Source organism: Halorubrum lacusprofundi ATCC 49239 (assembly GCF_000022205.1).
GTDB classification, from domain to species: Archaea; Halobacteriota; Halobacteria; order Halobacteriales; family Haloferacaceae; genus Halorubrum; species Halorubrum lacusprofundi.
This window is the reverse complement of record NC_012029.1, coordinates 59,695-82,244: the sequence shown is the minus strand read 5'-3', so window position 1 is coordinate 82,244 and position 22,550 is coordinate 59,695. Positions and strand designations below refer to the sequence as shown.

The window sequence follows — 22,550 nt, the reverse complement described above, 5'->3', positions numbered from 1 at the left end:
TATCGTGCGGCAAATAGGTTTCCTTCGAACCGAAACATATCGGCGGAAATCTCCGGTAACGGGCGCTGGAACGGGTGATCAGAGGATAGAGCGAAACGAACGGAGACGGAACGGGAGGGGACAAACTGGTCGCGAGCCCGGACGCGAGATCAGACCTCGCGACGCTCCACGTCGGGGTCGACGCCGGCGGCGTCGAGGTCCTCGCGGATGCGCCGCCGGAGCGGGTCGGGGACCTGCTCGCGGGGAACAGGGGCGGCTGTGGCGGCGGTCGCATCGGATTCGGCAGACGGCACCGTCCAGTAGAGAACGCGCTCGGCGTTCGCGTAGAACTCAACCGCGAACCGGTCGCCCCCACCGTCGTAGTGGACGCGCGCCGCGTCACCTTCGGCGCGCCATCCCTCCTGTTCGACCAGCGCGGCGATCGAGTCGTGCACGGTCGTCATCGGGGCGGCGGGCACATGTCGGTGTCGCTGGCGGGGCGTGTCGACCGGCAGCGTCATCGATACCGGTTTACAAATGCCGCTCCGATAGCTGGACATGTCCCTTCGCGTCACCTTCCTCGGGACGGGCGGCGCCGTTCCGACCACCGAGCGCGCGCCGAGCGCACTGTTCGTCAACCGCGAGGGCGACCGCCTGCTGTTCGACTGCGGAGAGGGCACGCAGCGCGGCATGATGCGGTTCGGAACCGGTTTCGGGATCGACCACCTGTTCGTCTCGCACCTCCACGGCGACCACGTTCTCGGGATTCCGGGACTGGTCCAGACGCTCGGGTTCAACGACCGGGCGGAGCCCCTGACGATCCACTGCCCGCCGGGGACCGAAGACGACCTCCACGATTTGGTCCACGCGGTCGGTCACGACCCCGCGTTTCAGATTCGGATCGAGTCCGTCGCCCCGGGCGAAGTCGCGCTCGACGCCGACGGCTACGAAGTCCGCGCGTTCGAGACGGTCCACCGGACGAAGTCGCAGGGGTACGTCCTCGAAGAGGACGACCGTCCCGGCCGGTTCGACCGCCCGAAGGCCGAGGAGTTGGGCGTGCCCGTCGGCCCGAAGTTCGGCCGGCTCCACGAGGGCGAACCCGTCGAAGCCGAGGACGGGTCGATCGTCGAGCCCGATCAGGTAGTGGGGCCGCCGCGTCCCGGGCGAAAGTTCGTCTACACCGCCGACACCCGTCCGCGAGAGGGGACCGTCGCAGTCGCGGAGGACGCCGACCTGCTCGTCCACGACGCCACCTTCGCCGACGACATGGAGGACCGCGCCCGCGACACGGCCCACTCGACCGGTCGAGAGGCCGGGTCGGTCGCCGAGCGCGCCGGCGCGAAGCGGCTCGCGCTGGTCCATATCTCCTCGCGGTACGCCGCCGACGCCTCGCCGATCCGCCGCGAGGCGCGGGAGGCGTTCGACGGCGAGTGTCTCCTCCCCGACGACGGCGACCTGATCGAGGTGCCGTTCCCCGACGCGGACGAGTAGGGGGAGCACCGCGCCCGCGACCGACGCCCGCGCCGCGCTCCGGGAAACCTTGATGGGTCGCCGCGACGACTCCTCGCGTATGTCCGCAGACTGCATCTTCTGTTCGATCGTCGACGGCGACATTCCGGCCCGAACTGTCCACGAGACCGACGACGTGCTGGCGTTCCTCGACGCCAACCCGCTCGCACCGGGGCACACGCTCGTGATACCCAAAGCGCACGCACAACACGTCGGGGACCTCGACGACGACCTCGCGAGCGACCTCTTCGCGGCCGTGACGGAGCTCACGCCGCGAGTGCAGGCCGCCGTCGACGCCGAGGGCGCCAACGTCGGAATTAACGACGGTGAGGCGGCGGGACAGGAGGTTCCGCACGTCCACGTTCACGTCATTCCGCGGTTCGAGGGCGACGGCGGCGCGCCGCTCCACGCGGTCGGCGGCAAGCGCCCCGACCTGTCCGAGGAGGAGTTGGACGCGATCGCCGACGACGTGGCGGCAGCGATCGACGAGTGAGGCGCGTGACCACGGGACTTCGCGGCGCTTAAAAACCGAACGGCGAGAAGCGGGTGGCATGCACGCGACGACGCTCGCGCTCGTCGGGGCGACCGGCGGCGCGGGAACGACGCGAACCGCGGTCGAACTGGCGGCGCTCGGTGCGCGAGACGGCCGCGACGTGGCCGTCGTCGACGCCGCGTTCACGACGCAGGGGCTCTCCGAGTACGTGTCGGGCCGGATCGGGACGGACCTCACGACGCTCGTCACCGACGAGACCGGCGCGTCGCTGTCGGCGGGGACGTACCCGATCGCGCTGGGAGACGGAGGCACCGGCGGCGACAGCAGCGGCGGCAACGCCCCGGACCTCCCCGGCCGCGCCGACGTGATCCCGGCTCGTGCACCCTTCGAGCGCGTCGCACGGGCGAAGACCGCGGAGGCGGCCCGGAAGCTGGAGCGACGGATCGACGAGGCGGCGACGAGCTACGACGCCGTGATCGTCGACGCCGCGCCCGTGGGCTCGAACGAGGCGGTCGCGGGGGTCACGACCGCCGACCGGACGGCGGCGGTATTCCCGGCAACGACACACGGGCGCGACGCCCTCCAGCGACTCCGCGGCCGGATCGCCGACGTGGGCGGTGGATTGGACCGGTCGATCGCGGTGGCGCGGAACGCCGACGGGGACGAGACCGAGAACGACGCGAACGTCCGCCTCCCTCCGACCGATCCCGCGGTCGCGAGCGCACCGACGGCGGCGACAGGAAGCGGGGCGTACGCGCGCGCCGTCACGGCGGCGTTCGAGGACGCCTTCGACGCGACGGTCGGGATCGAGTTCGAGGAGCCCGGACTGGTCGATCGGCTGCGGTCCTGAGCAAAAGCGAGCGAAAGCGCCGCGCCGCTCAGCGGAGCCCGTCGGGCGACCCGAGCGCACCGCCGAGCGCGTCGGCGTCGTTTCCTCCGGAGCCGGCGGAACCGGCGCCGAGCGGAGCGGAGCCAGCGACGTGGGCGTCGACCGCCTCGGCGACCGCGGACAGCGGGTCGTGGGTCTCGACGTACGTCGCCAGTGCGAAGTCCACCTCGTCGCCGCCAGTGAGTGCGATCGCCTCGCTGCGCGCGAGTCGACCGTCAAGCCAGTCGCGGACCACATCACGGCGGCTCGGCGCGAGCGGGCAGACCCCCTCGACGCCGCAGCGGTGGAGCGCCTTCGCGCCCGTCATCGGCGTCACGCCGGCCTCGCGGGCAGCGTCGCCGACGCTTCGACCGGCGGTGTAGGCGTCGACGAGCGTCGCCGTCGCCTCCGGCGTGCACGGGAGGTCGTCCGCGTGCTCCGCGAGCCGATCGACGAGCGGGGTCTCCGTGTCGTCCGCGACGGCGACCCCTCGGTCGCGCTGGCTCGCGGTCACTTCGAGGCCGTCCGCGATCTCCGACAGCGTCATGCGAACCGATGGCCCTCTCGGAGAGTTAAAACCACCGTACTGCGGCGGGAGAAAGCCGCCAATCACCGATCGGTTACCGGTCGGTTCGAGCGCCCCGATCGGGACGATCCACCCCAGATTCTCCCGGGTTTAAGTAAGGCATCGGGCCCGAGTTCGATGTGTGATGAGTGAGGCACGCTCGACCCAGACCCGTTCGCCCCGCACCGAAACCGACGACGTCGCGACCGCGGACCGCACCGCAACCACGGATCGCGCCGCAACCGCCGACGCGGACGAAACCGCCGACGCCGACGAGACCGCCGCCCGCGAGACGTGTCCGGAGTGCGGCGGCCGGACGCGCGTCGACGCCGCGGAGCGCGTCTGCACCGACTGCGGACTCGTCGTCGAGGCCGACCGGATCGATCACGGCCCCGAGTGGCGGTCGTTCGACGACGACGACACGAACCCCAAGCGCACCGGCGCGCCACTGACACGCTCGCGCCACGATCGCGGGCTCTCGACGGAGATCGGTCGGTCGACGAAGGTCAAGGGGCGCAAGCGCCGGCGACTCGCCCGGATGCGGACCCAGCACAACCGCGCACAGATCTCGACGAAGCGCGACCGCAACAAGGTGTACGCGTACACCGAGATCCGGCGACTGACCGGGGCCTTGGAGCTTCCCGACAGCGTCCGCGATACAGCCTGCACGCTGTTCGCCTCCGCGCAGGACGAGAGCCTCCTCCGCGGCCGGTCGCTGGAGGGGTTCGCGGCCGCCTGCGTGTACGTCGCCTGCCGCACCGCCGACGTGGCCCGCACCGTGGGCGAGATCTGCGCCGAGGCGAAAGCGACCGAGGCCGAACACCGGGCCGCCTTCGACGCGATGAACCGCGAGCTCGGGCTGCCGATCGCCCCGACCGGCCCCGCCGAGTACCTGCCGCGGTTCGCGAGCGAACTCGACTGCGACGCCGACGTGGAGCGCCGCGCCGGCGAGCTGGCCAAGCGCGCCGTCGAGGAAGGAATCTCGAACGGTCGCAACCCGGTCGGCGTCGCCGCCGCCTGCCTGTACACCGCGGCCCGCGAACTGGGCGCGGAGTGCACCCAGCAGGAGGCCGCCGACGTCGCCGACGTGACGCCCGTGACCGTCCGCCGGACGTACGTCGACCTGACCGAAGAGTGAGCCGAGAGTGAGAGACGCGACTGTGAAGTGATCGGAGCGCGATCGTCATCTTCTGTGCCGCGAGTCGAGAGCCACCGAGAACGTGAGCGCCAGCGCGAGCTATCGGTCGTTCGACGAGACGTCGAAGCGGGTCGTCCAGCGCTCCCTGACCGCGAGATGGACCTGCGCGATAACGCCTAAAAGCGGGAGTTCGAGCAGTGGCCCGATCACGAGCGCCAGCGGGATCAGCGGCTCGTTGGGGAACGCGACGACGGCGATCGCGAGCGCGGTGGGGGAGTTCCGCGAGAGGATGGTGTTGTTGAAACAGACCATCTCGCCGTACGAGAAGGAAAGCAGGCGGCCGGCGGCGAACCCGACCGCGAGGTTGATCGCGTAGAACAGCACGACGGGAACCGCAAGCAGCGCCAACAGGCGGGGGTTCTCGACGACCACCTCGCCTTGCGACGCGAACATCGCTCCGATGGCCAGCGCGAGGAAGACGATCTGGATCGGGCTCAGTCGCGGCAGGAATCGCTCTCTGAACCACGTCTCTCCCTTCGTCTGGGTGAGGCCCCACCGGGCGATGCCGCCGAAAATCAGCGGGACGACCAGCACGAGCAAGACGCTCTCGACTAAGAGCGCGAGCGGGAGGTCGACGAGCGTCCCCGCGAACGCGTAGAGATACACCGGTAGCAACACCAGTTGGAGGACGAGGTTGTACGGCAGCACGGATGTCGCCAGCGGCACGTCGCCGTCGGCGATATCGGTGAAGACGAGATACCAGTCCGTACACGGCGTCACCAGAAGCATGATGAGTCCGACCCAGAGCGCGGGCTGGTCGCGGAGGAAGACTGCCCCGAGTCCGACCGCCAGCAGCGGACTCCAGACGAAGTTAACCAGCAGGCTCGATCCCACCACGCGACGGTTCCCGAACGCCTCCCGGAGGTGGGAGAGCGGGATACCGACGAATGCGGCGAACAGCATGACCATCAGGAACGGGAGAATGAGTCGGTCCGCGACGGACGCGACGCCGTCGATCTGCCCAACCGCGAGACCGACAGCGATGGCGGCAAGAACGAGCGCCGACTGGTACTTCTCGACGAGGTCCATCGTCCCATTTCTGCGGCGGTGGCGTGCTAAGACTGTGGGTTCCCGTCGGAGAGAAGCAGTCGAGAACGGGAACGACGACGAAGCCACCGTTTCGTGACGGTCCGCAGGGACGACCGCAGCGGCGCGACGCGAACGCGCCGTTCGGCGACGCTGGGGACCGGTGTGTCCATACGTCCGTTCCCTCCGGCGATCGCTTAAAAGGAGCCAACGGGTCGGCAGGCGGGGCGATCGGTTGCGACCTGGACGGCTCCCGTCTGCTCCCAATCACTTGGGGACGATCACGTTTCGTGGGGGCATATGGCACGAAAAACGTTAAGCCCGACTGTCACCTATGATCGGCCATGAGCGCTGACCGGTCCGCCCTCCGGCGGGCCATCGAGCGCGGCGAGCGGGACGGTGGTGCCATCGAGTTCAAAGAGCGACTGACTCGCCGGGTTCACTTAGTCGACGGGCGTATGGAGTCGCTCGTGGCCCAGCTCCGCCACCGCATACTCTCCGGGGACGGGGAGGCGACCTACGTCCTCGGCGTCACAGACGACGGTGGGTTAGCCGGAATCGCTCCCGACGCGTTCTCCGAGACAATGGACGTGCTCTCGCTTTTAGCCGACGAGGCAGATGCCCACATCGCCGACGTCGAGACGTGGAGCGCCGGTTCCGCCGGCAACGGGAACACGGAAGGGCTGGTCGGCCTCGCCACCCTCCGCGAGGGCGGGATGTTCGAGGCGGACGACGACCACCTCGTTATCGGCACGGCCGGCCACGTCGATCACGGGAAGTCGACGCTCGTCGGGACCCTCGTCACCGGCCGAGCCGACGACGGACAGGGCGGCACGCGCGGCTTCCTCGACGTCCAGCCCCACGAGATCGAACGCGGACTCTCCGCTGACCTCTCGTACGCCGTGTACGGCTTCGACGATGACGGCGACGAGCCGATCCGGATGGACAACCCGCACCGTAAGTCCGACCGCGCGCAGATCGTCGAGGAGGCCGATCGACTGGTCTCGTTTGTCGACACGGTTGGCCACGAGCCGTGGCTCCGAACGACGATCCGCGGGCTCGTCGGCCAGAAGCTCGACTACGGGCTCCTCGTCGTCGCCGCCGACGACGGGCCGACGAAGACGACCCGCGAGCACCTCGGGATCCTGTTAGCGACCGAGCTACCGACGATCGTCGCGATCACGAAGACGGACGCCGTAAGCGACGAGCGGCTCACTGAGGTCGAACGCGAGGTAGAGTCGACGCTCCGGGACGCCGGACAGACCCCCCTCCTCGTCGACCGCCACGGGATCGATACAGCGGTCGCGGAGGTCGGGGACGGCGTCGTCCCGCTCCTCCGAACCAGCGCGGTGACGAAAGAGGGTATCGGGACGCTCGACCGGCTGTTCGAGACGCTCCCGAAGCGGGCAACCCCGGAGCGCGAGACGTTCCGGATGTACGTCGACCGGAGCTACAAGGTGACCGGCGTCGGCGCGGTGGCGTCCGGCACGGTCAACTCCGGTACCGTGGAGGCGGGCGACGAACTCCTCTTGGGGCCGATGGCCGACAGCTCCTTCCGCGAGGTGGAGGCGCGCTCGATCGAGATGCACTACCACCGAGTCGACAAAGCGACCGCCGGCCGGATCGTCGGGATCGCGTTGAAGGGTGTCGACGAGTCGGAGATCGAACGCGGGATGGCGCTCGTTCCCCGCGACAGCGACTCCGAACCGGTCCGCGAGTTCGAGGCCGAGGTGATGGTGTTGAACCACCCGACGCGGATACAGGAGGGGTACGAGCCGGTCGTTCACGTCGAGACCGTCTCGGAGGCGGCCGTCTTCGCCCCCGAGGGTGGGCGGCTTCTTCCCGGGGACACCGGCCGAACGACGATCCGGTTCAAGTTCCGGCCGTACCTGATCGAGGAGGGCCAGCGGTTCGTCTTCCGGGAGGGGTCGAGCAAAGGCGTCGGGACCGTTCGGGACGTGGAGTGACGAGAGAACTAGGACCGACGAAGAGCCGACCGAGACCGGCTGAGTGTACAGAACTCAGCAGGGCTGACACCCCCGGAACCGATGAAAGCACCGGTCCGATGAGGCGGATCACTACTAATCAACAGTATATGCAAAGGGTTAATTGTCGTGATCAAAAGGGTACACCGTATGTCTGATAAAGACGAACTCAGGCGGCGTCAGTTCCTCCGAGTGACCGGAGCGTCGGCACTCACCGCCGGCATCGCAGGTTGTTCCGGAGACAGCGGCGGCGAACCCAGCGATGGGGGCGACGGCTCCGACGGCGAGGACGGATCCGACAGCGAAGACGGATCCGACGGCGAGGACGGATCCGACGGCGAGGACGGATCCGACCAGTTGATGCCGTCGTCGTACCCGTACGGGGCTAACGAAAATCGGATCAGTGAGGCTCGAGCGGTTATGGAAGAGGCCGGATACGGCCCTGACAACCGATTCAGCCTCGATTGGCTCCAGTACAACTCCCCGGCGTGGGAGGAGATTGCGAATACGCTTCGTGCCCGCCTCGAGTCGGTCCACGTCGATATGAACATCAGCAAGGCCGACTTCGGCGCCCTCCTCGAGCGGACCGAAAAGGGCGAGATGGACGCGTTCACGCTCGGCTGGATCGCGGATTACCCGGGTGTCAGGAACTTCGCTCAGCTGGTCGATCCGGATAACACGATCTACGACGCCGAAGGGGCTTCGCCGAACGGTGCGCGGCTGTTCTGGAGCGAAGATTCCTACACCGACCCCGAAGTCCGCAGCGCGATGTCAGAGGCGTTCGCGCAGCTTTCGGAGAATCCGGGCAACAAGGACGAGGCGGAGAGCGCACGCGCGGAGGCGACGCTTCGGTTGGAGAAGCTCCTCTGGGAGTCCGCGGCGTTGCTCCCGGTGTATCACAGCGTCGAAGACGTGTTCTGGTACGACCGGGTCGACTACAATCCGCCGGGCGGGATGGGAGTGTCCCGGGCGAAGACCAGCACGTCCGTCCAGGGACTCGAAGGCAGCGACACGCTGAAGGGCACGTCCGCGACCTTCAACGCACTCGACCCGATCGCGTCGGGGAACACGGCGAGTGGTTCGAAGGTCATGGACATATTCGACGCACCGCTCAACTACGTCAACGGAACGGTCGAGGTCGAGCCGCTTCTGATCGAGGACTACACCACGAACGACGACCTCACCGAGTACGAGTTCACGCTCAAGCAGGGCGTCCAGTTCCACGGGGATTACGGCGAACTGACGGCGGACGATATGGTCTACTCGATCCGGCGTCTGGTCGAATCCTCGAACTCGACGAACACGTACTTCCCGATCAGCGTCCTGAACATCGACCGCGAGGAGGACGAGGATGGCAACGTCGTGCCCGGATCGGTTGCCGTCGAGGCGACCGGCGACTACACCTTCAGCGTCACGCTCCGCAATTCGTTCGGCTACGCGCTCGAAGTGCTCAGTTACTCGGCGTTCTCGGCCGTCCCCGAGGGTATCGTGGGCGACGTCGAGGGATACGACGGCGACATGGATTACCAGCAGTTCTCGACGAACCCGGTCGGCTGTGGTCCGTACGTCTTCGAGGAGTGGAACTCCGGTGTCGGCGGAGAGTTCCGAGCCTCGGCGTTCACGGACTACCACGGCGGAGAGCCGGCCGCCGCGAACATCCAGGACGCGATCCTCAGCGAGCCGAACGCGATATACAACCGGTTCCTCAACGAGAACGCGGACGTCAGTGCGATCCCGACCTCGCAGTTCGATCCCGGACTGAGCGACCTGACGAGTCAGGACGGCGCCCAACAGACCGGAACGTACGGTCCGCTCGGGAACGACCAGACGGTCAACATGTCGCGGACGCCGACGATCGACACGTTCTACATCGCGTTCAACATGGAGAACGTCCCCAAGCCGGTCCGACAGGCGATGGCGTACGTGATGACGGGCGACGACTTCACCGAGAGCGTCTTCAAGGGTCGTGGCGAGTCCGCGTACCACCTCACGCCGCCACAGATCTTCCCCGGCGGCGGTGAGGGGTACGCCGACCACTGGCAGGGCGAATAAGCCCGCGTCCGTTTCGTTCACCGGTTTTAAACCGACGATCTGTCCTCCCTCTCAGTCGTTTAATCGATATGATTAAGAATGGCCACTGATTTCCAACTACTACGTTTGCGCCCTACAGATTCGACGAACGATCCACAGTCGTTATCGGCACCGATCAGCCGCTTGTGGCGCGTTCCGACCCCGCTACGTTCAAATCGGTCGATACCGGCTAATCGATCCTCGCGGGGGGGAGCCGTCGGGGAGACGTCGCTATCCGATCCGGTGATCGAAGCATGAACCGAGGCGCCTACATAATCAAGCGGCTCGGACTCGCGGTTCCGGTCATGATGTTCGGGATCACGATGTCGTTTTTGATCCTCTATCTCGGCCCGATAGATCCCGTCGGGAGCATCCTCGGTCAGCAGGCGACACCCGAGGACATCCGACAGCTCCGGATGGAACTGAACTACATCGATGCAGCCGGAAACCCCGTTCCCCTGTGGGAGCAGTATTTCGGAGTCGTCAGCGACCTGTTCACGCTCGATTTCGGAGAATCGTGGACGATTCAGCGTGAGACGCCCGTCACCGAGCTCATCATCAACCGGATGCCCGCGACGCTGTGGCTCGGCTTCTGGTCAGTCATCATCGCACTCGGGGCCGGCGTCCCGCTCGGACTGTACGCCGGCCTGCGCGCGAATACACTCCGAGATTACACGGCCTCCGGGTTCGGGATCGTCTGGCGCGCGATGCCGAACTTCTGGCTTGCCGTCATCATCTCCGGACTGATCACCGCTGGAGGCGCCCTCGAGTTCTATCGCACTGCGATCGTCGAAACACCGGTCAGTGGAACCCCCGACGCGCTGAACAACCTGTTCACCACCGTCGATATCTTCGCCGGTGTCCCGTATCTGGAGCTGTTGTTCATTCCGGTGCCCAATCTCGGTCCGATGTTCGTCGCGTTCAAGTGGATACTGCCCGCCGCGCTCGTTCTCGGGTCGTCATCGATGGGTAACGAGGTCAGAATCGGACGGACCGCAGTGCTCGAGAGCATCAACTCAAAGTACGTCGAGACCGCGAAGGCGAAGGGGCTCTCTCCCCGTCGGATCATCGTCAAACACGTCGGACGGAACGCGGTCATCCCGCTTTTGCCCGTCATCATGGGCGAGTTCTACCTGTTGGTCGGCGGGTCCGTCCTCGTTGAGGCGGTCTTCGGTATCAACGGCCTCGGCAACCTCTTTTTCAACGCGGTGTTGGGGCCCGATATCCCGCTCGTGATGGCACTCGTGTTCATTTTCATCGTGATCCAGATCCTGTTCAACATCGGCCAAGACCTCCTGTATACGTACATCGATCCGCGAATCAGCCTTGGAGAGAGTGAGTAACATGTCTGATCGTCATACCACCGAGTCGATTCGAGAAGAACTGACACACCGTGATAATCTGTCGCTCTCTGCTCGCGTCACAGAGACTCCGGAGCCGTTCCTGCGGTGGGCCGTTCCGATGTTCGTGTTGATCGCCGTCGAGTTCGCTACGTGGGCAGGGATCGCGGTCGGCATGCTTGACGCGTTGGTCCTCGGAGTGACGGCCGTTATCGAGATTGCATTGAGTTACGTCACACCCGGACTCGCACAGGTCGTCATCGACTTCCAGACCGGTGCGGTGGGTATGCTCCGCGATGTGGGAGGTACGCTTGGAGAGTTGCCGACCCTGTTCGGCCGGGAACTCATCCCGAATCAGGGGCATCAGACTCCGGATGGCTCGTGGCAGGGAACCTTCCTCGGACTCCAACCGGCGGTCGCGTGGGCGATCAGGTTTTCGCTCATCATCGCGTATGCCCTCTTTACTGCCTACTGGGTGTTCCGTGGCTGGCTCGTCTATCGCGAACACTACCGCGAGGCCGACTGGACTCCCACGGACGACATCGTCGATAACCTCCGCGGCCACCGGTGGGGTCAGTTCGGACTCATCGTGCTGATCGTGTTTCTGACGATGGCGACGTTCGGCTCCGCGCTGGCTCCCTCGACGGTCGATCAGAACATCCAGAGTCCCTACGCCGAGGAGAATCAGATTCAGTACTTATCAGAGGAAGGAACCGTCGAAACGGTGTTCGCCGGCGACGCCAACTTCAACTCGAAGTCCAAGGGAGCGGTCGAGACCAACGTCGGGGTGATGTCGTACGACGACTACAGCCGCTTCCATCCGTTCGGGACGCTCCCGAACGGTCGTGACCTGTTCACGTTCATGATGGGCGGGGCCAGAATCACGATGATCGTCTCAGGGATGGCGATCACCGGCGCCGCGGGAGTCGCGATGACGCTGTCGATGTTATCCGCGTACTACCGCGGATCGCTCGATCTCGGTGTCCTCACGGTTTCAGACGGGGTTGTCTCTATTCCACAGCTGCTGTTGTTGATCATGGTGAGTGCGGTCTTTGCGGACACGTGGCTCGGAGGGGTACTCGATGGAGGGTTCCTGTTGGCGCTCATCTTCGCGTTCACGACGTGGCCGTTCCTGTGGCGAGCGGTTCGTGGTCCGGCGTTACAGGTCGCACAGGAGGAGTGGGTCCGCGCCGCAGAGAGCTACGGCCAACAGCCACGGAAGATCATGCGAAAGCACATGCTTCCCTACATCCTCGGCTACCTCCTCGTCTACGCCTCGATGTCGGTGGGGGGGATCATTATCAGTCTCTCGGCGCTGTCCTTCCTCGGTAACGGCTTAGGGATAGATCCCCCAACTCCCGCCTGGGGACGGGCGATCTCGGCCGGGCAGAGCTACGTCTCTTCGGTCTCGTGGCACATCTCGCTGATTCCCGGATTGATGATCGTGCTCCTCGTGACCGGAATGAACGCCCTCGGTGACGGGATCCGCGACGCCATCGATCCGGAGACCGAGAGCGGAGAAGGTGAAGAGGCGGCCGCAGGAGGTGGTGCGTGATGTCTCAACCACAGAACACAACCGCGGAAGCGACGGAGGGCCGTGAAGATCCGATCCTCTCCGTGAGAGACCTCCAGACGGTTTTCTACACCGATAACGAGACGATCCGAGCGGTCGACTCGATCAGTTTCGACGTCGGTCGCGGCGAAACGGTGGGAATTGTCGGCGAGTCTGGATCGGGCAAAAGCGTTACCGCTCGCTCGATCATGGGGTTGATCGAGTCGCCCGGCAAGGTACTACCGGGGTCGTCGATCTCCTTCGACGGACAGGAACTCACAGACCTCTCGGAGAAACAGTACCAGTCGATCCGTGGAAGCGGGATCGGGATGGTCTTTCAGGACCCCCAACAGTCGCTTAACCCCGTCTACACTGTCGGCAACCAGATCCGTGAATCGCTTGCAATCAACCGCGATATCACGGGTGAAAAGGCGACCACGGAGGCGACGAGACTGCTCCGGGCCGTCGGTATTCCGGATGCCAAACGCCGGTTGGACGAGTATCCACACGAGTTCTCCGGCGGGATGCGTCAGCGTGCCGTCATCGCGATGATGCTCGCGTGTGACCCGGACTTTCTGATCTGTGACGAACCGACGACTGCACTCGACGTGACGATCCAGGCACAGATCCTGGAACTCTTAAAAGAGCTCCAAGAGGAACGCGGCCTGTCGATACTGTTCATCACGCACGACATGGGTGTCGTCGCGGACATCGCAAACCGTGTGAACGTGATGTACGCGGGACAGATTGTCGAGAAGGCGACCGTCGAAGATCTGTTCGCGAACCCACAACACCCGTACACGAGAGCGCTGCTCAGGTCCATTCCCGGTGAACACTCCCGTGCGGACGGGCTCGAAACAATCGAGGGGCAGGTGCCGACACCGAACGAACCGGCCGATCACTGTCGGTTCGCGCCTCGGTGTTCGAAGGCGTTCGACGCCTGCGAGAACGTGCCACCACAGCACGTTCCTGTCGGGGACAGCGAGGATCACACGGCGTCGTGTCTGTTGTACCCCGACGACCTGAGTGAGACGGCGCGCGTTGAGAGACACGTCGAGAGAGCGACCGAACGAACGGAGGAACACTCATGAGCAACGCAGTTGAGCAGTCGAGTCCGACTGAGGAGTCGGAGGTGCTGGTGGAAGTTGAGGGGCTCAAAAAGTACTACGGAGGCGACGGACTGTTCGCCGATCCGCCGGTGAAGGCGGTCGACGGCGTCGACTTCGAGATCAGACGCGGCGAGACGCTCGGACTGGTCGGCGAGTCCGGGTGCGGGAAGAGCACGCTCGGCCGTACCCTGCTGGCACTCGAACGCGCCACCGAGGGATCGATCGTATACAACGGCACCGACGTCACGACGCTTTCCGGGACAGAGCTCAAAGAGTGGCGCAAGAACGCCCAGATGGTGTTCCAAGACCCCGAGTCCAGCCTGAACGATCGGATGACGGTCGGAGAGATCATTCGGGAGCCGCTCGACGCACACGACTGGAAGACGATGAACGATCGGCGTGAGCGGGTGCTGGATCTACTGTCGGCAGTCGGTCTCCCCGACAAACACTACTTTCGGTACCCACACCAGTTCTCCGGCGGACAGCGGCAGCGGATAGGGATCGCACGAGCGCTCGCGCTCGAGCCGGACTTCCTGGTCCTCGACGAACCGGTTTCTGCCCTCGACGTGAGCGTCCAGGCGAAGATCATCAGTCTCCTCGAAGACCTCCAAGAGGAGTTTAATCTCACGTATCTGCTCATCGCACACGACCTCTCGGTGGTTCGGTATATCTCCGATCGTGTCGCCGTGATGTACCTCGGGAAGATCATGGAAATGGGCGAGGCCGAAGAGCTGTTCACAGACGCGTCAAATCCGTACACACAGTCGCTGTTGTCGGCGATTCCGGAACCCGATCCGACCGAAACGTCTCGTCGGATAACCCTCTCCGGAACGCCCCCGAGCCCGAGCGACGCGCCGCCGGGCTGTAACCTCTCGACTCGCTGTCCGGCGAAGATTAAACCGGAGGCGTACGCCAACCTCGACAGCGATCTCTGGAACGCGATTGAACAGTTCAGGGAGGTCGTTCGTGAACGCGCCCGTATCACGCTCTCGACGAGCGACCGGGTCAGGCGGCGGTTCGACCGGTTCGAGCGGTTTGACGACATCGAGGAGAGCATGGCGGACACCTTCGATGACCTCGAGGTACCAGAGCGGGTTGACGAACAGATCCGGACCGCAGTCGAGATGGTCAAGCGCGGCCGTCCGACGGAAGCCCAAGAACACCTCTACGACGAGTTCGCCAGTGTCTGCGATCGAGAACCGCCAGAGATGCACAAAGTGTCTGCGTCAGGTCGGTACAGCTACTGCCACCGGCACACCGACGAGTACGAAGACGTGGGGCCCGTGATTACACGCCGTGCAGACAGCGAGTAGCTTCGCTCGGATCAGCGAGTTCGCCATCTGGGTCGGCGCCGCGTCTACCGTCGTCGTCGTGGCTTGCGCCACGGTCGCGTACGCGTTCGGTGACGGGCTACTCACGCTGAAGTACGTCCTCTTCGTCGTCGGATTCGCGCTGTTCGGCCTCGGCGGGTTAGCCATCCAACCGAAGGCCAAACGGCGGGACCGAAAACGTGTCAGCTTCGACACCGAACAGGAGTGGGAGATTGAAGCCCGACTCGCTCAGCTCCCGCCGCTCCGTGGGATGACCATTCCGTTCGAGAAGCGGGTGAGTCGCAACGTGAAGATGTTCGCGACGAGTCTGGTCGTCTTAGCGGTGTCGCTGTCGCTCGAGGTCGTCGCAGGCGTCAGCGTGTGAAGCGCACAAGCGTTTTATTGCTCTGTACCCGTGCAGGGGCATGGTTCGAACGGAGCCGAACGGCTCAGATACGGACGACGCCCAACGACGCGCACAGACAGTTAAGCAGTCCAAGGCGGGATTACAACAGACAATCGCGGACATGAAGGCGATGGCCGCCGACCGCGAGGAGGCCGGGTACGAGACGCTCACCGTCGCCGCCGGGGACACGACCCCGAAGACACCGGACACGGGCGAATCGGACGAGTGGGGGCTGAGCTACGTCGTCCCCAGCAACGTCGAAGACGAGTTCGTTGCACTGTACGACCGAGCCAGTTTCGACGAGATCGGGGTCTACCAGGCCGACGCGGAGGGGATCCGATTCATCGTCACCGAATATCTCGACCACGACGAGCAGATCGCCGTGTTTATCGCCGGCACGTTCCGGCTACAGTTCGCCGCGCCGCTCGCCAGAACCGCACTCGACCGCGGACACATGTACACGCACGTGAAGAAACTCGACGGAACGCATCTCGGATCGATCGACCACGACGACCCCGACGCGTTCTTCCCAGACCCGGAATCGGTGTACGCCTACGAGCGCTAATCGCTTCTCGGTGGAAGGGAGCTATCGCCCGACTGAGTGACCGTCAACGACGGCCGGATCCGTCCACCCTCAGTACACGTCGACCGTGGCGCCGAGCGTTGCGAACCGCTGTATGGCGGTGAGACGCGCCCCGACGTTCCAGAGCGTTGTTCCGGTGGGCCACAGGTCGCCAGTTCCCTTCCGACCGCGAGAGGAATACGGTCGCGGTGCACGGCACATCACCCTCGCCGGTTATCAGTCGCTTTTCGCCGCTTCGACCGAGACCAGTTCCATCAGCGGGTAGCCGTCTCGCATCGCCATTCGGGTGCGGACCTCGATGCCCTCGTAGGCAATCTGCATCTCGACGTCCATCAGCGAGCCAGTCAGCTCCGTGTACCCGTTCTCATGGTCGATCGCGTCCGCGACGCGGTCGTCGTGGATCTCAACGGTCACCGACTCGCAGAACGGCTGGTTCTCGATCGCTTCCGCCATCGCCGCCTCCAGACTGCGGGCACTCGCCGGACTGACCGGCGTTCCCGCGAACTGGTGGTACAGCGAGCCGAACTTGATTCCGGCTTCGAAACACGCCTGCTGGGCGTCGGTTGTCATGGGAGAACTCTGGCGGTGGCGGGGAAAGAACGTTCGGAGGCAGAGTGGACCACGGTGACCGCGGCGCGCCGACGACGAACGGAAGGCGTTAGGTCCGCCGGACGGAACCGAGGGACATGAATACGCTTCGCGTGACGGGCGGACGGGTGCTCCGTCCCGACGGCCGCGTGACCGAGTCGGACGTGACGATCGACCGCGACGCCGGAACGATCGTCGCGGTGGGCGACGAGACGGTGAGCGACGCCGAAGCGGGAAGCGACGCCGAAGTCGCGAGCGACGGGGAGACCCTCGACGCGTCCGGCTCGCTCGTGATCCCCGGACTCGTCAACGCGCACACGCACGTCGCGATGACGCTCCTTCGGGGATACGCCGACGACAAGCCGCTCGACCCGTGGCTACGGGAGGACATCTGGCCGGCCGAGGCCGAACTCACGCCGGACGACATCGAGGCGGGCGCCGAACTCGGCGTCGTCGAGATGATCCGGTCGGGGACGACCGCGTTCGCGGACATGTACTTCGCGATGGACCGCGTCGCGGACGTGGTCGATCGCGCGGGGCTGCGGGCGCGCCTTGGCCACGGGGTCGTCACGATCGGGAAGGACGCCGAGGGCGCTCGCGCCGACGTCGAGGAGAGTCTCGCGGTCGCTCGCGAACTCGACGGCGCCGGAGACGGGCGGATCCGGACCGCCTTCATGCCGCACTCGCTGACGACGGTGGGCGAGGAGTACCTCCACGAGGGCGTCGCGGAGGCGCGCGAGGCGGGCGTCCCGATTCACCTCCACGCGAACGAGACGGAAGACGAGGTCGACCCGATCGTCGACGAGCGCGGGGAGCGTCCGATCGCGTACGCGCAGGATCTCGACGCGCTCGGCCCGGACGACTTCTTCGCGCACGGCGTCCACCTCGACGGCTCGGAGATCGACCAGATCGCCGACGCGGGCACCGCGATCGTCCACTGTCCGGCCTCGAACATGAAGCTCGCAAGCGGGATGGCCCCGGTCCAGCGGCTCCGCGACGCGGGCGTCACGGTCGCGCTCGGCACCGATGGGGCGGCCTCGAACAACGACCTCGATGTGTTCGACGAGATGCGCGACGCCGCCATGCTCGGGAAGCTCGCTGCGGACGACGCCACCGCGGTGCCCGCCGAGGCGGTCGTGGAGATGGCGACGGCCGGCGGTGCAGACGCTCTCGGCCTCCCCGGCGGTCGGATCGAGCCGGGCGCGGCCGCCGACCTCGCCGTCGTTGACCTCGACGCCCCGCACCTGACGCCAGTCCACGACCCCGTCTCCCACCTCGCGTACGCGGCGCACGGGAGCGACGTGCGCCACACCGTCTGCGACGGCGAGGTGTTGATGCGCGACCGCGAGGTCCTGACGCTCGACGCTGAGCGCGTACAGGAGCGGGCGGCGACGGCCGCGAGCGACCTCGTCGATCGAGTCAGCGAATCGTAATCGGGCGAATCGGACAACCGCGATCGATAGCGGGAGTCTATAAATTACAGTTATGGAATGGTTGTTTATAATTTATATCGTGGTGTTTCTGGCTGCTGTTTATAAGCGATCGACGACTTCACGGTGGACACCTCCAAAGCCCCAGCCGCGACGACTCGCGTGGCTCGCTGCGCTCCTCGGTCGCTCGTTTCACTCGCTCCCTGCGGTGCTTGTGTCACCAAGCGTCGTCCTCGCGGCTGCCCCTTTAGGTCCCACCCGCCCGCAACCGCACTGCACCTCTCACCTCCCCAACCTCGTCGCTGGCGCCGTCGGCGCCAGCGATTCCCTCGCGCGTGCGACTCGCGCCCTCGGGGCGCTCGTCGGCACGCGCCACCGCCGCCGATTTATAAGTAATCGACGCCGTCGCTCACAGTTATTTAAATATCGTCTTACCGCCGACGAACTGCAACACTCACTCCCGATCTGATTCACACCCATAGACCGATCGAAGTCGAGTCGCGTCCGAACCGCGGATCGATTTCTTTCGAATGCAAATCGGCGCCGATACGGATCGATTAACCGCTCGATCCCGCCAAATACCCAAACCGCCGAGATAGCGCCGGTAACCCGAATACAATCCGGGTAAAACCGGCTTAACCGAGTTGCCTTTTTATAGGGTAACGGTGTCACGACCCGGATGCACATGAGCAAACACACGATTGGCCTGCTGTTGATCGCGGTCGTCGCACTCGGTGCGATGACCGGCGTCGCGGCCGCCGAGGGCGACCTCGGCGTGACCGTCGACGACGCGGACGGGGAACCGACGGTCACAGTGACCGAGAACGGCACCGCGGTCGAGAACGCCACCGTCAACGTGAGCGTCGTCGATCCCGCGAACGAGTCGTACGCGGGAGCCAGTGAGTACACGACCGACGCGAACGGCACCGTCGGCCTCTCCACCCCCGAGGAGGACGTGACGGTGAACGTGACCGCTGAGTACGAGAACGACTCCACCACCACGACGATCGATCTCGAGGCCCCCGACGGGCTCGTTATCGACGTCGAGAGCACCGACGGCGAACCCGTCGTGACGGTCACCGACAACGACACCGCGGTCGAGAACGCCTCGGTGAACGTCACCACCGCCGACGGACAGAACGTCACCTACGCCGACGAGGGCGACTACGAGACTGACGAGAACGGCACCGTCACCCTCTCCGCCGCTGAGGAGGACGTGACGATCGACGTGACGGCGACGGACGAGAACGAGTCCGTCTCGACGACGGTCGACCTCGAGACCCCCGAGGGACTCGCACTCGACGTGTCGAACACCGACGGTGAGCCCGTCGTCACGGTCACCGACGACGACGAGGCCGCGGAAAACGCCTCGGTGAACGTCACCACCGCCGACGGACAGAACGTCACCTACGTCGGTGAGGGCAGCTACGAGACCGACGAGAACGGGACCGTCACCCTCAACGCCGCCGAAGCGAACGTCACGGTCGACGTGACGGCCGGCTACGAGAACGACACCGTCTCGACGACCGTCGACCTGACCGTCGACGGCGGCGAGGCCGAGGATCAGTCCTTCGGCCAACTCGTGCAGGACTTCATCGACCGGCTCCAGGACCGCGAGGGCGGCATCGGTGCCGCCGTCTCGGACTTCGTAACCGAGAACAACCCGGGGAACGCCCCGGACCACGCGGGGAGCCCGAGCGGTCCGGACGACGCGGGTAACGGAAGCGACGCAGACAACGGACGCAACGCGGGCAACGCGAGCGACGGCCCCGGTAACGCGCCCGACCACGCCGGTCAGGGCAACGGGAACGACGGCGAGCAGGGACCGCCGGACCACACCGGTCAGGGCAACGGGAACGACGGCGAGCAAGGACCGCCGGACCACGCCGGCCCGGACGGTGACGACGGCGACGATACAAAAGAGGATGACACCGACGACGCGGATGACGCCGACAAGAGCGGTGAAGAAGGCGAGGACGGCGCCGAAGACGACGATGACGACGGCAACGCCGGGAACGGCCCGGGCAACGGAAACGGTCAGGGTAACGGGAACGGCCCGCAGAACTGACGGCGCATCTCGCGCCAGTCCGGTTCGCGCACGCTGACGGTTCTTTTTCCAGACTCGCCCGGTGTCGGCAGGGTTTAGTGCGCCGTGAGCGAACCGAGAGGTATGAGCGAAACCGCGTATTCACCGGTGTCACAGCATCTCTCGGACATCGAAACGGCCCGCGAGGAGGGGCGCCGGAAGATGGATTGGGCGCTCCAGCACATGCCGATTCTGAACGCGCTCCGCGAGGAGTTCGTCAACGAGCAGCCACTCGCCGGCGAGACGATCGCGATGGCGATGCACGTCGAGGCGAAGACGGCGAACCTCGTCGAACTGCTCGCCGACGGCGGCGCCGAGGTCGCGATCACCGGCTGTAACCCGCTCTCGACCCACGACGACGTGTCGGCCGCGCTCGACACCCACGAGTCGATCACCTCCTACGCGGTCCGCGGCGTCGACGACGAGGAGTACTACGACGCGATGCACGCCTGCATCGCCCACGACCCCACCATCACCGTCGACGACGGGATGGACATGGTGAAGCTCGTCCACGAGGAGTACCCCGATCTCATCGACTCCATCATTGGCGGCGCCGAGGAGACGACCACCGGGGTCCACCGCCTGCGCGCGATGGACGCCGACGGCGAGCTTCACTACCCCGTCTTCGCCGTGAACGACACGCCGATGAAACAGCTGTTCGACAACGTCCACGGCACGGGCGAGTCGTCGCTCGCGACCATCGCGATGACGACGAACCTCTCGTGGGCCGGCAAGAACGTCGTCGTCGGCGGGTACGGCCAGTGCGGGAAGGGCGTCGCGATGAAGGCCTCCGGCCAGAACGCGAACGTGATCGTCTGCGAGGTCGACCCCCGCAAGGCGCTCGAAGCACACATGGAGGGGTACGAGGTCCTCCCGATGGTGGAGGCCGCGAAGAAGGGCGACGTGTTCATCACGACGACCGGCAACCGCGACGTGATCACCCGCGAGGACTTCGAGGAGATGCAGGACGGCGTCCTGCTCGCGAACGCGGGCCACTTCGACGTCGAGGTGAACCTCGACGATCTTGACGATCTCGCCGTCGACCGCTTCGAGGCCCGCGACGGCGTCGAAGGCTTCGAGATGGCCGACGGCCGCGTCCTGAACGTGCTCGCTGAGGGGCGGCTCGTCAACCTCGCGGCGCCGATCTCGCTCGGCCACCCGGTCGAAGTGATGGACCAGAGCTTCGGCGTGCAGGCGGTCGTCGTCCGCGAACTCGCCGCGAACGGCGAGAGCTACGAACCCGGCGTCCACGACGTGCCCGACGACCTCGACCGCGAGGTCGCCGAGATCAAGCTCGACGCGGAGGGCGTCGAACACGACGCGCTCACCGACGAACAGCGTGAGTACATGGGTAGCTGGGAGCACGGGACGTAAGCGGTCAGCGGCATTTATAAACGGTCTTCAAATGCGGTGGCGCGCGCCTGCGAGCGCCCGTTAGGGCGCGAGCAGTTCGCGCGAGGGAGCCCGCGGCCGCCGATGGCGGCCGCGGCGAGGCTGGGGAGGCGTGAGGTGCTGTGCGGTTGCGGTTGTGTGGAGGTTAAAGGGGGCAACTTTGGAGGCATTCGTCACGCTAGCAACGCTTTATAAGTGATCGGCAGAGGCGCCGAACTCGTACAGTGCGTCACCGCCGATGGCGACGACGTACGACCGACCATTCTTGCCGACCTCGCCCTCGCGCCCTTTTTGAGCCACAACCCCGTACGACTCGTAGTGACAGTAACGAGCGTCCACGACCCGAGCCACCGCGAGGCCCTCTGGGAACTCGAAGACGCCTTCGAGGGCGGCGATCTGATAAGCCTCTTCGGCCGCTGTACGGTCAGCTACGAGGGCCGCGCCGCCTCCGACCTCGGCGCCGGCGACCGGCTGCTCGTGTTAAAGCCCGACGGCGCCGCCCTCGTCCACACCGACGAGGGGCGCCAGCCGGTCAACTGGCAGCCGCCGGGATCGGAACACCACGCCGCGGTGCGCGAGGGACAACTTCGCGTACGCTCGACCAGAAGCAACCCCGACGAGACGCTGACGGTCCGCTTTTCCGACATCCACCAGCTCTCTGCGATGGCGGTCACCGGCGGGCGCGACCTCACGCTCCACGGGAGCGAGGAGGACCTTCGGACCAGAATCTTGGAACGCCCCGAACTCGTCGAGCCGGGGTTCGAGCCCCGCGAGACCGAGCGCCCCTCCAGCGCCGGCCCGATGGACGTGTTCGGCGTCGACGCCGACGGTGACCCGGTCGTCGTCGAGCTGAAACGCCGGCGGGTTGGCCCGGACGCGGTCGGGCAACTCGCCCGGTACGTGCGGGCGCTCCGGGCGGAGCTGGGAGCGGAAGAAGGAGCCGACACCCCCGTCGTCCGCGGAGTGCTCGTCGCGCCCTCGGTCACCGATCGGGCCGCGGAGCGGCTCGCAGACCGCGGGTTCGACCACGTCGCGCTCGACCCGACGCCGGAGGAGTGATC

The 22,550-nt window shown here is 65.8% G+C and carries 21 protein-coding genes; 16 read left to right on the top strand and 5 right to left on the bottom strand.

The genetic code is table 11. The features are described from left to right. Window positions 1–149: 149 nt before the first annotated feature. Window positions 150–434: a DUF7538 family protein gene (locus tag HLAC_RS00395; RefSeq protein ID WP_049933616.1), complete on the bottom strand. Its 285-nt coding sequence runs from the start codon at window positions 432–434 to the stop codon at window positions 150–152. 103 nt (window positions 435–537) lie between these two features. Between HLAC_RS00395 and rnz the strand changes: the two genes are divergently transcribed. The 3 genes from rnz to HLAC_RS00380 all read left to right on the top strand — a co-directional run bounded on the left by rnz (window position 538) and on the right by HLAC_RS00380 (window position 2,831). After that, window positions 538–1,470 carry a ribonuclease Z gene (rnz, locus tag HLAC_RS00390; protein WP_012659326.1) on the top strand — a complete coding sequence of 311 codons (933 nt, stop codon included), beginning with the start codon at window positions 538–540 and terminating at the stop codon, window positions 1,468–1,470. Between the two features lie 79 nt (window positions 1,471–1,549). Then, window positions 1,550–1,981, top strand: a complete 432-nt coding sequence (locus HLAC_RS00385) for an HIT family protein (protein ID WP_012659325.1) — start codon at window positions 1,550–1,552, stop codon at window positions 1,979–1,981. A gap of 58 nt (window positions 1,982–2,039) precedes the next feature. Next, the gene (locus HLAC_RS00380) at window positions 2,040–2,831 is read left to right on the top strand and encodes a P-loop NTPase family protein (RefSeq protein ID WP_012659324.1); all 792 of its coding nucleotides are present in this window, start codon (window positions 2,040–2,042) and stop codon (window positions 2,829–2,831) included. Window positions 2,832–2,859: 28 nt separating this feature from the next. On the opposite strand, the gene HLAC_RS00375 is transcribed toward HLAC_RS00380, so the two are convergent. After that, window positions 2,860–3,396 (bottom strand): DUF7858 family protein, encoded by a 537-nt coding sequence (locus tag HLAC_RS00375; protein ID WP_012659323.1) that lies wholly within the window; start codon window positions 3,394–3,396, stop codon window positions 2,860–2,862. Between the two features lie 163 nt (window positions 3,397–3,559). Here HLAC_RS00375 and HLAC_RS00370 point away from each other — a divergent pair, with 163 nt between their 5' ends. Then, complete coding sequence (locus tag HLAC_RS00370) at window positions 3,560–4,552, top strand: transcription initiation factor IIB (RefSeq protein WP_012659322.1); 993 nt, start codon at window positions 3,560–3,562, stop codon at window positions 4,550–4,552. A 99-nt stretch (window positions 4,553–4,651) separates the two neighbouring features. Here HLAC_RS00370 and HLAC_RS00365 read toward each other — a convergent pair whose 3' ends face one another. Continuing rightward, complete coding sequence (locus tag HLAC_RS00365; RefSeq protein ID WP_012659321.1) at window positions 4,652–5,641, bottom strand: arsenic resistance protein; 990 nt, start codon at window positions 5,639–5,641, stop codon at window positions 4,652–4,654. 341 nt (window positions 5,642–5,982) lie between these two features. Here HLAC_RS00365 and HLAC_RS00360 point away from each other — a divergent pair, with 341 nt between their 5' ends. The 8 genes from HLAC_RS00360 (at window position 5,983) to HLAC_RS00325 (ending at window position 15,975) form a co-directional block, all read left to right on the top strand. Beyond that, window positions 5,983–7,605: a GTPBP1 family GTP-binding protein gene (locus HLAC_RS00360; protein ID WP_012659320.1), complete on the top strand. Its 1,623-nt coding sequence runs from the start codon at window positions 5,983–5,985 to the stop codon at window positions 7,603–7,605. 168 nt (window positions 7,606–7,773) lie between these two features. Continuing rightward, on the top strand, window positions 7,774–9,675 hold the full coding sequence (locus HLAC_RS00355) for an ABC transporter substrate-binding protein (protein WP_012659319.1): 1,902 nt from the start codon (window positions 7,774–7,776) through the stop codon (window positions 9,673–9,675). Window positions 9,676–9,947: 272 nt separating this feature from the next. Then, window positions 9,948–11,036 (top strand): ABC transporter permease, encoded by a 1,089-nt coding sequence (locus HLAC_RS00350; protein WP_012659318.1) that lies wholly within the window; start codon window positions 9,948–9,950, stop codon window positions 11,034–11,036. Window position 11,037: 1 nt separating this feature from the next. Then, complete coding sequence (locus HLAC_RS00345) at window positions 11,038–12,588, top strand: ABC transporter permease subunit (protein ID WP_170933365.1); 1,551 nt, start codon at window positions 11,038–11,040, stop codon at window positions 12,586–12,588. Then, on the top strand, window positions 12,588–13,676 hold the full coding sequence (locus HLAC_RS00340) for an ABC transporter ATP-binding protein (RefSeq protein ID WP_012659316.1): 1,089 nt from the start codon (window positions 12,588–12,590) through the stop codon (window positions 13,674–13,676). The genes HLAC_RS00345 and HLAC_RS00340 overlap by 1 nt, the downstream gene beginning before the upstream one ends. After that, window positions 13,673–15,007, top strand: a complete 1,335-nt coding sequence (locus HLAC_RS00335) for an ABC transporter ATP-binding protein (RefSeq protein ID WP_012659315.1) — start codon at window positions 13,673–13,675, stop codon at window positions 15,005–15,007. Before HLAC_RS00340 ends, HLAC_RS00335 begins: the two co-directional genes overlap by 4 nt. Then, entirely contained in the window at window positions 14,991–15,389 is a 399-nt protein-coding gene (locus tag HLAC_RS00330) for a DUF7555 family protein (RefSeq protein ID WP_012659314.1), read from the top strand. Before HLAC_RS00335 ends, HLAC_RS00330 begins: the two co-directional genes overlap by 17 nt. Before the next feature lie 40 nt (window positions 15,390–15,429). Next, window positions 15,430–15,975: a DUF7529 family protein gene (locus HLAC_RS00325; RefSeq protein WP_012659313.1), complete on the top strand. Its 546-nt coding sequence runs from the start codon at window positions 15,430–15,432 to the stop codon at window positions 15,973–15,975. A 234-nt stretch (window positions 15,976–16,209) separates the two neighbouring features. Here the strand turns inward: HLAC_RS00325 and HLAC_RS00320 are convergent, their stop codons facing one another. Continuing rightward, a complete protein-coding gene (locus HLAC_RS00320) occupies window positions 16,210–16,563 on the bottom strand; it encodes a dihydroneopterin aldolase family protein (protein ID WP_012659312.1) in 354 nt (117 codons plus the stop codon). A gap of 116 nt (window positions 16,564–16,679) precedes the next feature. On the opposite strand from HLAC_RS00320, the gene HLAC_RS00315 reads away from it, so the two are divergent. The 3 genes from HLAC_RS00315 to HLAC_RS00305 all read left to right on the top strand — a co-directional run bounded on the left by HLAC_RS00315 (window position 16,680) and on the right by HLAC_RS00305 (window position 21,471). Beyond that, window positions 16,680–18,014: an amidohydrolase gene (locus HLAC_RS00315; RefSeq protein WP_012659311.1), complete on the top strand. Its 1,335-nt coding sequence runs from the start codon at window positions 16,680–16,682 to the stop codon at window positions 18,012–18,014. Window positions 18,015–18,696: 682 nt separating this feature from the next. Beyond that, entirely contained in the window at window positions 18,697–20,079 is a 1,383-nt protein-coding gene (locus HLAC_RS00310; protein WP_012659310.1) for a hypothetical protein, read from the top strand. A gap of 102 nt (window positions 20,080–20,181) precedes the next feature. Further along, the gene (locus tag HLAC_RS00305; RefSeq protein WP_012659309.1) at window positions 20,182–21,471 is read left to right on the top strand and encodes an adenosylhomocysteinase; all 1,290 of its coding nucleotides are present in this window, start codon (window positions 20,182–20,184) and stop codon (window positions 21,469–21,471) included. Window positions 21,472–21,678: 207 nt separating this feature from the next. Here the strand turns inward: HLAC_RS00305 and HLAC_RS19115 are convergent, their stop codons facing one another. Beyond that, window positions 21,679–21,828, bottom strand: a complete 150-nt coding sequence (locus HLAC_RS19115) for a hypothetical protein (RefSeq protein ID WP_169304922.1) — start codon at window positions 21,826–21,828, stop codon at window positions 21,679–21,681. Between HLAC_RS19115 and nucS the strand changes: the two genes are divergently transcribed. Next, the gene (nucS, locus tag HLAC_RS00300) at window positions 21,808–22,548 is read left to right on the top strand and encodes an endonuclease NucS (protein ID WP_012659308.1); all 741 of its coding nucleotides are present in this window, start codon (window positions 21,808–21,810) and stop codon (window positions 22,546–22,548) included. The two genes, HLAC_RS19115 and nucS, sit on opposite strands and share 21 nt — an antisense overlap. Window positions 22,549–22,550: the final 2 nt, after the last annotated feature.

Bases quoted from the DNA above. Each gene is read 5' to 3' on its own strand.
- HLAC_RS00375 (WP_012659323.1), bottom strand. From the start codon at position 3,396: ATGACGCTGTCGGAGATCGCGGACGGCCTCGAAGTGACCGCGAGCCAG.
- HLAC_RS00355 (WP_012659319.1), top strand. From the start codon at position 7,774: ATGTCTGATAAAGACGAACTCAGGCGGCGTCAGTTCCTCCGAGTGACC.
- HLAC_RS00305 (WP_012659309.1), top strand. From the start codon at position 20,182: ATGAGCGAAACCGCGTATTCACCGGTGTCACAGCATCTCTCGGACATC.
- HLAC_RS00370 (WP_012659322.1), top strand. From the start codon at position 3,560: ATGAGTGAGGCACGCTCGACCCAGACCCGTTCGCCCCGCACCGAAACC.
- HLAC_RS00360 (WP_012659320.1), top strand. From the start codon at position 5,983: ATGAGCGCTGACCGGTCCGCCCTCCGGCGGGCCATCGAGCGCGGCGAG.
- HLAC_RS00385 (WP_012659325.1), top strand. From the start codon at position 1,550: ATGTCCGCAGACTGCATCTTCTGTTCGATCGTCGACGGCGACATTCCG.
- HLAC_RS00320 (WP_012659312.1), bottom strand. From the start codon at position 16,563: ATGACAACCGACGCCCAGCAGGCGTGTTTCGAAGCCGGAATCAAGTTC.
- HLAC_RS00335 (WP_012659315.1), top strand. From the start codon at position 13,673: ATGAGCAACGCAGTTGAGCAGTCGAGTCCGACTGAGGAGTCGGAGGTG.
- HLAC_RS00345 (WP_170933365.1), top strand. From the start codon at position 11,038: ATGTCTGATCGTCATACCACCGAGTCGATTCGAGAAGAACTGACACAC.
- HLAC_RS00315 (WP_012659311.1), top strand. From the start codon at position 16,680: ATGAATACGCTTCGCGTGACGGGCGGACGGGTGCTCCGTCCCGACGGC.
- HLAC_RS00325 (WP_012659313.1), top strand. From the start codon at position 15,430: ATGGTTCGAACGGAGCCGAACGGCTCAGATACGGACGACGCCCAACGA.
- HLAC_RS00310 (WP_012659310.1), top strand. From the start codon at position 18,697: ATGAGCAAACACACGATTGGCCTGCTGTTGATCGCGGTCGTCGCACTC.
- rnz (WP_012659326.1), top strand. From the start codon at position 538: ATGTCCCTTCGCGTCACCTTCCTCGGGACGGGCGGCGCCGTTCCGACC.
- HLAC_RS00365 (WP_012659321.1), bottom strand. From the start codon at position 5,641: ATGGACCTCGTCGAGAAGTACCAGTCGGCGCTCGTTCTTGCCGCCATC.
- HLAC_RS00380 (WP_012659324.1), top strand. From the start codon at position 2,040: ATGCACGCGACGACGCTCGCGCTCGTCGGGGCGACCGGCGGCGCGGGA.
- HLAC_RS00340 (WP_012659316.1), top strand. From the start codon at position 12,588: ATGTCTCAACCACAGAACACAACCGCGGAAGCGACGGAGGGCCGTGAA.
- HLAC_RS00350 (WP_012659318.1), top strand. From the start codon at position 9,948: ATGAACCGAGGCGCCTACATAATCAAGCGGCTCGGACTCGCGGTTCCG.